The sequence below is a fragment of the Parablautia muri genome, assembly GCF_009917485.1.
GTDB lineage: Bacteria > Bacillota > Clostridia > Lachnospirales > Lachnospiraceae > Suilimivivens > Suilimivivens muri.
Window position 1 is genome coordinate 125,190 of record NZ_QZDT01000009.1, and the last position, 13,470, is coordinate 138,659.

Consider the following 13,470-nt stretch of genomic DNA (forward strand, 5'->3'; position numbering starts at 1 on the left):
AAATATTATTTATGTCCGTCTTATGAAAGCGTTTTCCGCCTTTCTTTATCACATACAATCCATTCATCCAATGTGAGCGGCTCATAGTCCGCATATTTGCAGAAGCAATTAATCATATTACAGGGAATATGCCTTTCTGTGCCCTGGGCATCTGTTATCTTTGTCCGTCTGATTATCTCCTGAAACTGTTCCAGCAGTCTTTGATCATGAGAATCGTGTACATGCCCATACAGCATATAGGTTTTGGGATTACCCTCTCCATCCAAACGGTATTGTCCGTTATAGCATATCATCGGATAGTGGCACAAAATCACTTTTCGTTTATTGTCTGACATTTCATCATAAGGCTTAATCCACACAAAACGGTGGATGTCCATCCCCGATTTCTTGATAAGCCAATCATGATTGCCGGTAATCAAATAAAGTTTTCCCTGCAAACGCCTTAAAATTCCATTTGTCTGCGCCACCGTCCCCCATGACAAATCTCCCAATACAACTACTTCATCGTTTTTCCGTACCTTTCCATTCCATTTCCTTATCATGTATTCATTCATTTCCTCCACACTCTCAAAACCGCGCCGATCCATTTTAGCATTCATTTCTCCGTGGAAAAAATGTAGATCTGCAATGTAATATCTCAAATATGCCTCCTTACCAAGCCTTGCTAAAGTCACTCAAAAATATTTTGATATTATTCCACCGCTTTTTTATAAGGATTCCCTTTGCTCAGTCTGTCGTTTTTGTCATCCGGGTTCTGAAAAACTGCATCAACGGCCCATTGCAAAAGGCATTTATCACAGTTCCAATTCCTACTATTTCCCATACATTATTGTGTGCAGCCAGGCAAAAAACAACGCCAATCAGCATTACGGTTACATCCGCAGATACCCTTGCCATACGGAAAGACACCTTGTCCTTCGTAAATTTCATAATCAGAAAAGGCACGCTGTCATAAGGGGAAAGTCCAAGATCTGCTTCCATGTACAGTGCACAGCCCAGCGAACACAGTATCATGCCAATGCAGAGAAATATAACCCGAAGGGGCAGACCTGCATTTACCTTCATAACATCCCGCACCAGCCAACAGAGGAAATCTGCTATATAGCCCACAAAGACCATGTTGATAATCGTCCCCAATCCGATAAAACGGCGGATATTCAGAAAAATCACACTTAAAATACACACGTTCATAATCAACTGCCAATTGCCAAAGCTCATCCCAAGAAAGCCGCTGATTCCAAGATTCATGCTGCTGTAGGCATCCACCCCAAACACACTGATCCGGTAAGACGCCACACATGTTCCAATAAAAAAATTTCCAATGATCAGATAAGCAATTCTTTGAAAAGTTATTTCCTGTTTTTTTTCATTCTGTGATTCCATTTTATACCCCCTGTATATTACAAGCTATGCTTGCGATACTGCTGCCAATAAAGTTATACCCCTGCATACCGCAGGCTTTACCTGCGATACTGCTGCCACTAAAGCGTTTGGAAGTGAACTAACTTAAAACAGCGACTGAAATCATTCAGTCGCTGCTCTCGTTACAATAGGACAGCCCGCGAAGCGTTCTGGCGTTTGTTCACCGCATTCCTTATTTGGCCGGAATAACCGCACCATTAAAGTTTTCTTCAATGAATTTCTTTACATCGTCAGACTGAAGCACAGACACTAAAGTCTTAATTGCCTCATTGTCTTTGTTTGCCTCTGTTACTGTGATAATGTTGGCGTATTCGGAATCCTCGCCCTCTCTCATCAGATAAGCAGTTGTATCGATATCAGCTTCCAAAGCTCTGTTTACATTGACAAAGTAAGCGTCAAAATCAGCTGCGGAAGGAATGATATTTGCCTGATCCATCTCAACAATTTCAATGGGAACCACATATTCATCAATCTGGTTAACAGATGCATCAATTGCTGTCATATCAGGATTCAGCTTTATGAAGCCTTCTGTCTCAAGAACCTTTAAGGCCCTGTACTCATTGGAAGAATCATTAGGGATTGCAATTACCGCATTCTCTGGAAGTTCTTCCTTAGATGCATACTTGTCTGAGAAGCAAGCGTAAGGCTCAACATGAATACCGCCCATACTGTACAAAGTAGTACCCATTTCTTCCTCGATACTTTCCATTGCAGGTACATGCATGAAATAAGCAAAATCAATTTCGCCGTCTACCAGCATATCATTCCAGGTAGCGTCCCATGTTGTGGAAACAATGTCCAACTCAATCCCTTTCTCTGCAAGCAAATCAGATGCCGCATTTAAAATTTCGCTGTGCGGTGTCAAATCGCATACGCACTTGAGTACAACTGCCTCTCCTGTCTGTGCATCTGCAGATTCATCACTGCCCTCACTTTCGGTATCGGCTGCTGCGCTTTCGTCTTCAGCGTCCCCAGCCTCTGTTCCTGCCTCAGCTTCAGTATCTGCCGCATCTCCTGCCGTCTCCTGTTCAGGCGTTGTTTCATTTGTTCCGCCGCCGCAGCCTACAAGTACTGCAGATGCTGTCACAACAGCCATAAGTAAAGCTACAACTTTCTTTTTCATAATTTCTCCTCCTATGATAAAAAATATATATTCATTTAAACGGCATAGCCGTATAAATGTCTGCCCTACTTCACAAGCCATCTCTTTATGGGCGATAATTTTGCCTTATGCTGCCAAAACGCTTAAGGCATGTCGTTTTAAATTAAATGTCTCTTTTTTAATATAATCTTTGAAAGGGTGTCCCCCACAATCTGTACCGCCTGCACGATTACAATAAGTACGATAATGGTTGCAAACAGCAAATCATGCTGGAATCTTGTATATCCATAGGTAACCGCTATATAACCGATTCCTCCTGCCCCAAAGCTTCCCGCTAAAGCCGTCATGGAAATAACGATAACCACTGCATTTGTAAACGCACGGATCAAGGAAGGCAGTGTCTCCGGCACCATTATGGTAAATAAAATTCTCATATTGCCGCTTCCCATTGCTTTGGCCGCTTCAATTTTTCCCTTGTCTATTTCCAAAAGGCTGCTCTCCACTAATCTTGCAAAAAGCGGCACGCAGCTTGCCACCAGAGAAATGATACAGGCATTAGAGCCGTATGACTTTCCTACCAGCGCTCTTGCAACCGGCAGCATAACAATAATAATAATAACCTGCGGCAGGGAACGGAAACAATTAATAATTGCTCCTAAAATTGTATGTATCACTTTACAGGGTACCAAACCCTCCTTACTGGTCATCACCAGCACCAGTCCCAGAATAATACCAAAAACTAAAACAAATATAGAGGAAACACCCACCATGTACATGGTTTCGCTTATGGCTGGCAGTACCTGTGCCCACACCTCCGCACTGAAGGAATGCATCAATACTTCAAAAAAGGAATACTTATATAAGCTCATCTCACTTCCTCCTTCTGGTAATCATTCCTAAACTGATTATAAACACGAATAAAGTTTCTGGCTGTTTCGCACTGGGGGTGACTGAAAATGTCTTCCACCAGGCCCTGCTCCAGCAGCTTCCCATCCTCCATAACCGCCATCCTGTGGCAGGTGTACTTAATCACCTCAAGCTCATGGGTAATTAAAATAATGGTAAGTCCCAGCTTTTGATTAATTTCCTTCAGAAGGTCTAACACAGACAAGGTTGTCTGCGGGTCTAAGGCACTGGTAGCCTCATCAGACAACAATACGTCCGGACGATTGGCAAGTGCTCTGGCAATACCAACTCTCTGCTTCTGACCACCGGAGAGTTCCCCGGGATAAGCGTTTTTCTTTTCTGTCAGTCCTACCAGGTTCAGCATCTCCTCAACCCTGGCGTCCGCCTCTTTTCCGGTAACACCCGTCAGCTTAAGAGGGTAGGCAATATTCTTTTCCACCGTCATGGAATCAAACAGGTTAAACTGCTGAAAAATCATGCCAATCTTTCTTCTCTGCTCGTTTAATGCCGCCTTTCCAAGTGAAGTAATCTCCTGAGCGCCGATTTTAACCATGCCGCTGTCAGGTTCCTCCAGACGGTTAATGCACCGGACCAATGTGGACTTTCCCGCTCCGCTAAAGCCCACGATGCCGTAAATCTCTCCTTTTTCCACAGAAAGATCTATCCCTTTTAGGACTTCGATTTTTTGCTTCTTATTATAAAATGATTTATATAGCTTTGATATCTCGATAAACTTTTCGTCCATATGAATCTCCTGCGCTGCCAGCGCTTTCACAAATTGGGCGCTTTCGCAAATCCGGCCTGTCCATTGATTGCGGCTGTCTGTTATCTGCCTTTTATATGCTATCGCATTTTTTTAAATTTGTACAGCAAAATTTTGAGAGTTTCACGTATCGTATAATATGACTCAAATTGAATCATAATTCAAATGGGCTGCCGCAAGATACGAAAGCGACAACCCATGATACACTTTTCTGCTAACAGCAGACTGATTTTATTTCTATGCACCTTTTCTGTTTAGCATTTTCTTTATTTAAATTTATACTCTCCTATCGCTCCCTTCATAACGGAACATGGCAAAGTCCGCCGGTGTTCCTGCCCCTGTCAGATCCTGACAGCAAAGTCCAATATGGGCACCTGTAAAACGATACTCCCCTATCTCACCATAGGCATCATCTGACAGATAGGAGATATCATCCGCATACACTTCGAAATATTCCTTTTGATTCAATGAATACGACAAAATACTTCTCTCTTTGCAAACCTCCATCTTCAAATAAACTTCTCCTTCATCCGGGAGCGTGATCCCGCTTTCTATCGGATATGACTGCTTTTTCAGGCGGTTTCTCAGTACATTCAACACCCGCCCTCTTTCTTCATCCCAGGAAATAAAAAGATAAAGGTAATTAATCGTATCATAGTAATGAATGATCCCCGCCATTTTCTGAAAATTATCCGGGAAAAATTCTACGCAGGTCAGAACCGTAAAATGAAAGTCCTCCTGCCGGAAAGCTACCATACTCTGTCGAAAATGGGAACCTGGAGATTCTCCGCCAAACAGCCTGAGGAATCCCTTTCTTGCCTTTAATGTGCATTCTTCCTCCGTTAACGGCCGGCGTAGTGTACGGAATTCAAAAGGAAGTTTTTCTTCCTCAAAATCATATTGTATAACGCGGCTTCCTTTCTGAACCTCATCTGTATCTATCTCCACCGTATCGCGGGGCAGATTATCCCCCTGGCTAAGCCTTGGCCATCCTTCCTCAGTCCAGACTATCTCCTGAAGAGCTGTTTCCCTTCCCAGAATACAATACCCTTTTTCTGTGGCCGGACGGGCGCACAAATGGGCGATATACCATTTTCCCTCCAGGGTCTTTACCAGACTGGCATGGCCCGCCTTTTGCAGTGTCAGCTCTTTGTGTCCGGCACTTGTCAGCAGTGGATGAAAAGGACTTATCTCATATGGTCCTTCCAGCTTTTCCGAACGTGCAGCTGTAACGGCATGCTCATATCCGGTTCCTCCTTCTGCTGTGATAAGATAGTAATATTTACCGATATGATACAGGTGAGGCCCCTCCGTAATGCCCAAACTGCTGCCCCGGAAAATAATTTTCTTTTCCCCTACCAGCTTTTTTTCTCTGACAGAGTATTCCTGCAGTTCTATTCCACCAAATCCGCAGGTTCCCTTCCATGGCCTTGTATCGTTGAGCATATTCACCAGCCATTTTTTTCCATCCGTATCATGAAACAAGGACGCATCAAATCCACTGGCATTTAAATATACCGGCTCACTCCATTCACCATCAATCTTTCTTGCCGTAACCAGATAGTTGGGCGTATCCTTAAAAAATCCAAACAGACTTTTTACATTGGAGTAGACCAGATAAAAAGTTCCATCGCAATAGGACAAACAAGGCGCCCACACACCTCCTGAATCCGGCACACCTCTCATATCCAGTTGGCTGATTCTTTCAAGAGGTCGGGATACCAGTTCCCAGTTTACCAGATTCCGGGAATGATAAATCTCAACTCCCGGAAACCACTCAAAGGTTGAAACTGCAAGATAATAGTCCCCGCCTACCCGAATGATGGAAGGATCCGGATGCATCCCTGTCAGAACAGGATTTTTTATTTTCATCATTTTTACTCCCTCCCGCATATCGCAAGCATAGCTTGCGGTACTTCCAAACTTACCCCTTTACTGCGCCTATCACGATACCCTGCACAAAGTATTGCTGGAAAAACGGATAGATAATAAACATGGGAAGCGCCCCCATTACAGCTACAGCCATCTTGATACCGGTGGCAGGCAGCTGAATACTCTGATTCATTGCCCCACTGGCAGCATTGGTCATCAGATATTGTACATCCATCAACATTTTGTTTAGCAGCACCTGAATGCTATAAAGCCTGTCATCATTTACATAATATAATCCGTTCAACCAGTCATTCCAGTAATTCAATCCCACCAGCAGCACAATCGTTGCAATAATCGGTTTGGACATAGGCACAACTACCTTAACCAACGTCCGAAACTCGCCGGCTCCATCAATTCGTGCAGCCTCCAAAACAGCTTCCGGTATATTGGTTGTAAAATAAGTCCTCATCATGATGACATAAAACGCCCCCATCATCAAATTGGGAACAATCAACGCCCACAATGTATTTTTTATGTGGAACACGCCCGTCCACATCATATATGTGGGTACCAGTCCTCCGTTAAACAGCATGGTAAAAAACACCATAAATGAAAAGAAACCTTTCCCCGGCAAATCTCTCCGGGAAAGCGGATAAGCAAACAGCAATGTCAGAAGAATATTGCACAATGTTCCTGAAACTGTCACCACAAAAGAAAGAAAATATCCTCTCATAATACTGCTGGAGTCTACAAGCAGCGTTTTGTATGCATCAAAACTGATCTTTGACGGGAAAAAGGAGTAACCATTCTTTAAAAGCGCTGACTCTGCCGTGAAGGATGAGACTACCAGCAGCAGGAATGGAATAAGACAAAACAGCGTTAGTATTATCATAAAAAGATGTACTCCTATTTGAAAACTCCTATTTTTTTCAACCATTTTTCATACCTCCTTTTTAGAATAACGCACTTTCTTTGTCTATTTTACGCACTATCATATTCGCGGAAAGCACCAGGGCAAATCCTACAAGAGACTGATACACTGCTGCAGCCGATGCCATACCAATGTTGTTCAGTTCCATCAGTCCCCTGTATACATAAGTATCAATCGTATTTGTCACATCAATCAGCGGCCCGCTATTCATAGGAACCTGATAAAATAATCCGAAATCAGAGTAGAATACTCTCCCTACTGCCATCAACACCAACGTAATAATTGTAGTTTTCAATCCGGGCAGCGTAATATGCCAAATTCTCTGCCACCTTCCTGCTCCATCGATTGCCGCTGATTCATATAAACTAGCGTCCAGTCCCACTACCGTAGCGTAGTATATGATGCAATTATACCCCAGATTCTTCCAGACATTTACAATTACAAGGATCAATGGCCAATAGGTGGGGTTGGAATACCAACCCACTGCATCCTTTCCCATCGGTTTTAAAATACTGTTATTGATAAATCCGGTATCCGTACTCAAAAAACCATAAACCAGATAGCTTACCACAACAATGGATATCAGAAACGGCACCAAAATAACCGTCTGATAAAGCTTTTTCGCCATTACGGATTTCAGCTCATTTAACAGAATCGCAACTGTAACTGCTAAAATCGTTCCTATCACGATAAACATAAGATTATACACCAGTGTGTTGCGCGTTATCGTCCACGCCTCTTTCGTTTTAAAAAGGAATTCAAAATTATCCAACCCTGTCCACGGACTCCCCAAAATTCCCTTGGAATAGTTGTACTTTTTAAACGCTATAATAATTCCACCCATCGGTATGTAATTATTGATAAACAGATAAACCAGTCCGGGGATCATCATGAAATAGAGTGGAAAATACCGTTTATATTTCTGAAATGTTTTTGCCATATTCGGTCTCCATTCTCAGGCCTTCTGCCTGCCTATATATTATTATGGCGGCGATAAAACCGCCGCCATAGCAGATTTCAATATAGGAATCTATTTGTTTTCCGCAAGCCATGCATCCAGCTGTTTCTGCTTCTCGGCAATAATGGTGTTTGCCCCTGCGCTTTCCAACTCAGTTATAAATTGAGGGATTGTTGTTTCCGGATCCAGAGAGCCTACCATAAGAGCATTGTCGTATTTTGCCACCACATTAGCGCAGGCAGCCACCTCACTTTGAACCCCAGAATTATCCCATGCAAAGCCTTTTGCCGGAGATACAGCCGCCGCTTTGTTGAATGCTTCCGTCTGTTCCCAGATGTCTTCCGGTTTTCCCTTCCATACATAAGAAATCATCTCATTAGGCCATGCCCAAGGAAGGCTCAGGTAACCAGTATTTGTTCCATTGACTCCCTCCGGATAATCCACGATTCCTTTATCCGCATCAACAAGCTCATAATGCTCCCCCTCCAGACCATTAATCAGAATATTCGCAAGCTCAGGATTTGTATAAATCTCGTTTAAGACCTGTACAGCTCGTTCGGGCTGCTCACTGTTATGAGGAACATACCATACAATATCCACACGGGTCGTTGTTGTGTAAGGTGAAACCAATTCGATCACTGCTATTTCTTTGCCGGATTCCTTTGATATTTCCTGTTCAATTCCCGGTTTCGTATTGGAAAATCTGCCAAATCCTTTTCCCGCACCAATTAGGCTGTTTGCATTTTCCGTACTGGTAGATGCATCAGGCATGATAAGACCTTTCTTTGCCCAGTCATACCGTAGCATTGCTTCTTCGCGGTATGCGTCTGAAGCATAGTAATTGATTACCTCCGTATCATCAGACGCCGCGCTGATCAGGGAGCCTATATCACCGCCAAGGTCATCCTGAATCGTCATAGGGCTGCAATATCCGGTATGAGATACGATCGGATAAGTGTCAGGATAAAGTTCCTTGACTTTTGTTAAAAGCGGTTCCAATTCTTCCTCTGTCTTAATTGATGAATAGTCTATCCCCGTAGCATCTGCCATTTCTTTATTAAAAGCAAATCCCCAGCCGGTAGCCTTTTCCTTGTTGGAAGGGACTCCATAAATATTTCCGTTAAAAGTTACACATCGCCAATCATCCTGGCTAATCTGTTCTCTCAGATCCTTTCCATAGCCGTCAAGGTATTCATCCAGAGGAAGAATCTGACCGCTGCTGATTGCTGTTGTAACATTTCCGCAATATTGATACATCAAGTCCAGTTTCTCATTAGATGCAAGCATCAGATTTACTTGCTGATCATAGCTGCCGAATCCCACTCTGGTCACTTCGATTTCCGTATTAAATTTCGCCCTTGTAATCTCACTGGCCGCTTGGGAAACTCTCTGGCAGTCCTCTGTTGATGCGTCTCCCGGTGCAAGAATCTTGACCGTATAAGCCTCCTGTCCGCTGGTATCTGCTTCTGCGCCGCCCTCAGCTTTTGTCGAATCTCCTTCGGCCTGACCGCTTTCTTCCACGGCATCCGTTCCGCCATCTGTACCACCGCATCCGATCAGCAAGCTGCCTGCCATCAGAACGCTCAGTCCCAACGCAGCTATTCTCTTTAGCTTCATAAAATTTTACCTCCCTTTTCAGAATTGTTATTGGTTATGTAAAAATTCTATCCTCAAACCTCTGATCCGGGCTATAAAAATTTTGACCTGAATTTTATGTTTAATGACTTTTAAAAGACACAAAGATACCCCTACTCTTTCTGAGCGCTCTGTCGGTATTCACTAGGCGACATGCCAAAGCTCTTTCGAAATACCTGGGTAAAATATGAGAAATTTGTATATCCGATATTGGACGCAATTACGCTGACCGGTAGATTTGTGCTTCTTAACATAGCTGTTGCCATTTTCAGCTTTTCCTGAACAATATAATCTGTCAGAGAGATATTTTTTTCCTTTTTAAAAAGCCTTGAAAGATAATCCGGATTGACATAAATATTTTCAGCTATATCTGTGCGGCTAATATTGTTATGTATATTCTGACGGATATAAGCCACTGCTCTGTCCACAGGCGTTATATCCTTGCTGCTTTCCTCGTTAAGCTCCTTTAAAAAAGTAATCACAAACTCTGTCAAGTGATACATCTGACTTAGAGATTCCGTAGACTTTCTCAACGCCATAACATCATATTCCCGTTGGAATGCTTCATGCGCCTTCACACTTTGTGTGCTCAGAATATCAAAAAACAGTTGCAAAAAATCCTGCTGGAAATAGGTTAGTATCTTCTTTCCGACCCTCCCTTTTTGTTCCAGATCTCTGAAATAGGCACGAATCATATCACTGACCATATGGTACTGCCCCTGAAGAAAAAAGCTTTTCATCCGTTCAAAATCCAGAGGCACATACCCTCTTCCCCAGCCAAAGTACTCCACTCCTGCCTGAAATACTCCCGTCTGCCCTGTCAGATTACTCTCTGTCAGCTCCAGAAGGTGTTCAAGCTCCTTTGGCAGCTCCAAAAATCTTGTATCTCCACTGACATAGCAGGCCGCAGAAAGATATAATTTTTCTCCGGCAGTCTCCACAAAATTCCGCAGCTTTTCCGAGATTTTTCCCTGCTCCCAGATGGAACTTCCGTAAAAAACCCCGGCGTATACCTCGCTGTTTATCGTACAGAAAAACAACCGGCTGGCATCCTCTCCCAGCAGCTCCATAAACACATTCTCCACCACAAAATACTGCATCTCCCTATCTAGCTTTTTTATATGCTTTTTCCGGTTCTGAATCTGAATGATGACCAGCCTGCTTTTTTCCTCCGGCTTTATATCAATAGATAAGGTTTTCAGATACTGTATAAGCGTATGCGCATTTTCCTTCTGACCGGAAAGATATTCCCGCAGAAAAACATCCAGCAACTCTTTTTCATGTCTGTTCACATAATTTCCATACACCAATACCTGTTGCTGCTCTTTTTCCTTATGCAGCTGCAAAAGCGCCCTTTGCAGTGTGCTCTCTATCAGATCGTAGGGAGCGGGCTGCACAAGGTAATCAAAACCTCCCAGCTTAAGGGCTCTCTGCGCATATGCAAAATCTGCATGTGCTGTCAGAAAAATACATTTAATATCCGGATAGTGCGCTCCAATCCATTCAACAAGCTCAAGCCCGCTCCCATTAGGCATCTCGATATCACAGAGTATGGCATGAACCGCCTCGCTGGTGACCACCTTTCTTGCCGCTTCGCTATTATACGCCAAAAAGACCTGATCCACTTCCAGAAAACTCCAATCTATTCCTTCTCTGATTCCCTCCACTACATCGGGCTGGTCATCCACGATCAATACATTCATCTGATACCTCCTGTGCATCTTCTGGCGCCTGCTTTGTCTGCAGCGGAATAATCAGCTCACACAATGCCCCCTGATAATTGTTCATGCAAGTAATTCCTGCCCGGGACTGATAGATGATCTCCAACCGCTGTTTAATGTTATGTATTCCGGTAGAAGTTCCATCCACACTTTCCTGATTTCTGCCGCCGGTGTATTTGTCCAAAATATCCTCCGGGAAACCGTTCCCATTGTCCTGAATACCAATCTCCAGATAAACTTCACTCTCTGCCTGTATAATACTGGCTGAGATACCAATCTCCAGATTCCGATCGGCGCAGACCGCATATTTAAAAGAATTTTCCACAAAGGTCTGAATACTCATCACCGGCACATACGCATTCATGGCTTCATCCGGAATCTCCACATTCAGTATTACTCTGGTTGCAATGCTGGCCTGCTGTATATACACATAATTTTCCACCTGATGGATTTCCTCCGAAAGAGGAACCAGAACACTGTTGTTGCGGAACGTATACCGTATATATTCTGAAACCCCCAAAATCATCTGCTGCGCCTTATCCGTATGTCTCAACTGTATAATCCCATACAAGGTTTTAAGGAAATTCAGATAAAAATGTGGCTTCAGCTGCTGCTGAAGATACTGGAATTCCGCTTTTTGCTTCGCCATCTCCTGTTCATAGGAATCTATTTTCAGCTTTTCAATTTCCTCCATCATATCATTGAAGGTATCGCTGAATTCGTTCAGTTCCACCAATTCTCCGGTATAAGAAAGCTTGGGATGCATGTTTTCGTCCCGGCTTTTATGTATGGAATATATAAATTCGCTCAGAGGTCTAAAGAATATCCGGATCACAATATAATATACCAGCGGTACCAGCAGAAGCATCAGAAACGTAAGCGTTACGGCAAATATTTGAGAAATAGTCATGTGGCCAAACCCACTATACCGGGCAATATACGCCATTGTGATATTTCCATATCCCAGCGGCATATGTACAATCATAAAATTTTCTCCCGCTATTTTCCTGATATAATAGCTGTCTTTGGTATCTAAATCCACATTCTTAAACACTTCCGTCTCGTTTAAGGCCTCCATGTTCCCATCAAAGTAGACCAGATAGGAGGGCATCGGCTCCGAGACCGTAATCTTTGGTCCCAGATCAATATCCACAAAGCAGACGCTGTATGCGTTAGACAATCCCAGAACGCGCACCATAAACCATTTGTCGTCTATCCGTCTCACATACCATTCTACGGAATCCCTGGAAAAATCCGTCTCCTCAACATATTTTTTGATATCTTCTCTCAAGTCATGGGAATAGCTGTTATCATAAATACATCGGCACAGCCCATTAGCCGGAGAATAGATTGCCATAGCCCCCACACATGGATAGACGGACTGTGTCACCTTATAGGCCTCCAGTATAATCCTTGTGCTCTCATGTGCATCGATGTCGTCCAGCTCAAATCTCAATTTCTGATACTTCCAGTCCTGAGCCCAGCTCTGCGCCATTGATTGCTCTAGCTGCTCCAGATTGGTAGAAAGCTCTTGTTGATAAAGATAAAGTGCATTCCTGTTTGCGGAAGCCGCCATTTCCTCTGACACCCGGATAGTATGTAACGCAAAATATACACTCAGTATTGCAAACGGAAAAACCAGTGCCACGCTGGCTATCATAAAAAATTTTTTAACTGAATATAGTCTTTTCCGTTTCATTTGTTTCTTCCTTCTGTGCAGATATCAGTTTTCTTAAAATTCTATCTGTTACCGAATATACCGCTTTCTTTATCTTATCATTTATATATCTCCTTCAATATGTTACAATATTTAGATAATAATATCAACCAAAGTAATCGAGCCATAGTGTTAATAACTTCATGAGCTGTCACAGATTCAATCTTATCCGCTGTCACAAATCTGCTCATTTTCCTGTCATGCTTTCAATTGCATATACAATTGTTCTGTCCTATCTTTTTGCCAGCTCCCAGGACAGCGTTTCCCAGGCCGCTGCCTGAAACTGTCTCACAATTCCAGGCACCCAAGATTATATCCTTACATGAAATTGTTCCGGTAACATACACAATTCACGCAGGAAGGCCGCCCAGATCATTCCGGACGGCCTGTTTTTCCTGTTCCCCTATGAAATTGTCCCCATTCCCCGCACACTTCGCCAAACA

Annotated in this window: 11 protein-coding genes; all 11 read right to left on the reverse strand. The window is 43.2% G+C overall.

Annotated elements, in window-relative coordinates:
- Nucleotides 1-20 precede the first annotated feature (20 nt).
- The gene (locus tag D5281_RS08270; protein ID WP_160559691.1) at nt 21-641 is read right to left on the reverse strand and encodes a metallophosphoesterase; all 621 of its coding nucleotides are present in this window, start codon (nt 639-641) and stop codon (nt 21-23) included.
- An 85-nt stretch (nt 642-726) separates the two neighbouring features.
- Entirely contained in the window at nt 727-1,383 is a 657-nt protein-coding gene (locus D5281_RS08275) for a YczE/YyaS/YitT family protein (RefSeq protein ID WP_160559692.1), read from the reverse strand.
- A gap of 211 nt (nt 1,384-1,594) precedes the next feature.
- Nucleotides 1,595-2,545: a MetQ/NlpA family ABC transporter substrate-binding protein gene (locus D5281_RS08280; protein ID WP_160559693.1), complete on the reverse strand. Its 951-nt coding sequence runs from the start codon at nt 2,543-2,545 to the stop codon at nt 1,595-1,597.
- Nucleotides 2,546-2,682: 137 nt separating this feature from the next.
- Nucleotides 2,683-3,393, reverse strand: a complete 711-nt coding sequence (locus D5281_RS08285; protein ID WP_160559694.1) for a methionine ABC transporter permease — start codon at nt 3,391-3,393, stop codon at nt 2,683-2,685.
- On the reverse strand, nt 3,390-4,175 hold the full coding sequence (locus tag D5281_RS08290) for a methionine ABC transporter ATP-binding protein (RefSeq protein ID WP_160559695.1): 786 nt from the start codon (nt 4,173-4,175) through the stop codon (nt 3,390-3,392). Before D5281_RS08290 ends, D5281_RS08285 begins: the two co-directional genes overlap by 4 nt.
- Nucleotides 4,176-4,469: 294 nt before the next feature.
- Nucleotides 4,470-6,068: a glycoside hydrolase family 43 protein gene (locus tag D5281_RS08295; RefSeq protein ID WP_160559696.1), complete on the reverse strand. Its 1,599-nt coding sequence runs from the start codon at nt 6,066-6,068 to the stop codon at nt 4,470-4,472.
- Between the two features lie 49 nt (nt 6,069-6,117).
- On the reverse strand, nt 6,118-7,002 hold the full coding sequence (locus D5281_RS08300; protein WP_160559697.1) for a carbohydrate ABC transporter permease: 885 nt from the start codon (nt 7,000-7,002) through the stop codon (nt 6,118-6,120).
- 16 nt (nt 7,003-7,018) lie between these two features.
- Nucleotides 7,019-7,936 (reverse strand): ABC transporter permease, encoded by a 918-nt coding sequence (locus D5281_RS08305; RefSeq protein ID WP_160559698.1) that lies wholly within the window; start codon nt 7,934-7,936, stop codon nt 7,019-7,021.
- Nucleotides 7,937-8,026: 90 nt separating this feature from the next.
- On the reverse strand, nt 8,027-9,571 hold the full coding sequence (locus D5281_RS08310; RefSeq protein ID WP_160559699.1) for an ABC transporter substrate-binding protein: 1,545 nt from the start codon (nt 9,569-9,571) through the stop codon (nt 8,027-8,029).
- Between the two features lie 131 nt (nt 9,572-9,702).
- Entirely contained in the window at nt 9,703-11,292 is a 1,590-nt protein-coding gene (locus tag D5281_RS08315) for a response regulator transcription factor (RefSeq protein WP_160559700.1), read from the reverse strand.
- The gene (locus tag D5281_RS08320; RefSeq protein ID WP_160559701.1) at nt 11,270-13,009 is read right to left on the reverse strand and encodes a sensor histidine kinase; all 1,740 of its coding nucleotides are present in this window, start codon (nt 13,007-13,009) and stop codon (nt 11,270-11,272) included. The genes D5281_RS08315 and D5281_RS08320 overlap by 23 nt, the downstream gene beginning before the upstream one ends.
- Nucleotides 13,010-13,470: the final 461 nt, after the last annotated feature.

What these genes read in the sequence shown, in the direction of transcription:
- D5281_RS08275 (WP_160559692.1), bottom strand. Translation starts at nt 1,383, where the DNA reads ATGGAATCACAGAATGAAAAAAAACAGGAAATAACTTTTCAAAGAATT.
- D5281_RS08280 (WP_160559693.1), bottom strand. Translation starts at nt 2,545, where the DNA reads ATGAAAAAGAAAGTTGTAGCTTTACTTATGGCTGTTGTGACAGCATCT.
- D5281_RS08285 (WP_160559694.1), bottom strand. Translation starts at nt 3,393, where the DNA reads ATGAGCTTATATAAGTATTCCTTTTTTGAAGTATTGATGCATTCCTTC.
- D5281_RS08290 (WP_160559695.1), bottom strand. Translation starts at nt 4,175, where the DNA reads ATGGACGAAAAGTTTATCGAGATATCAAAGCTATATAAATCATTTTAT.
- D5281_RS08295 (WP_160559696.1), bottom strand. Translation starts at nt 6,068, where the DNA reads ATGATGAAAATAAAAAATCCTGTTCTGACAGGGATGCATCCGGATCCT.
- D5281_RS08300 (WP_160559697.1), bottom strand. Translation starts at nt 7,002, where the DNA reads ATGGTTGAAAAAAATAGGAGTTTTCAAATAGGAGTACATCTTTTTATG.
- D5281_RS08305 (WP_160559698.1), bottom strand. Translation starts at nt 7,936, where the DNA reads ATGGCAAAAACATTTCAGAAATATAAACGGTATTTTCCACTCTATTTC.
- D5281_RS08310 (WP_160559699.1), bottom strand. Translation starts at nt 9,571, where the DNA reads ATGAAGCTAAAGAGAATAGCTGCGTTGGGACTGAGCGTTCTGATGGCA.
- D5281_RS08315 (WP_160559700.1), bottom strand. Translation starts at nt 11,292, where the DNA reads ATGAATGTATTGATCGTGGATGACCAGCCCGATGTAGTGGAGGGAATC.
- D5281_RS08320 (WP_160559701.1), bottom strand. Translation starts at nt 13,009, where the DNA reads ATGAAACGGAAAAGACTATATTCAGTTAAAAAATTTTTTATGATAGCC.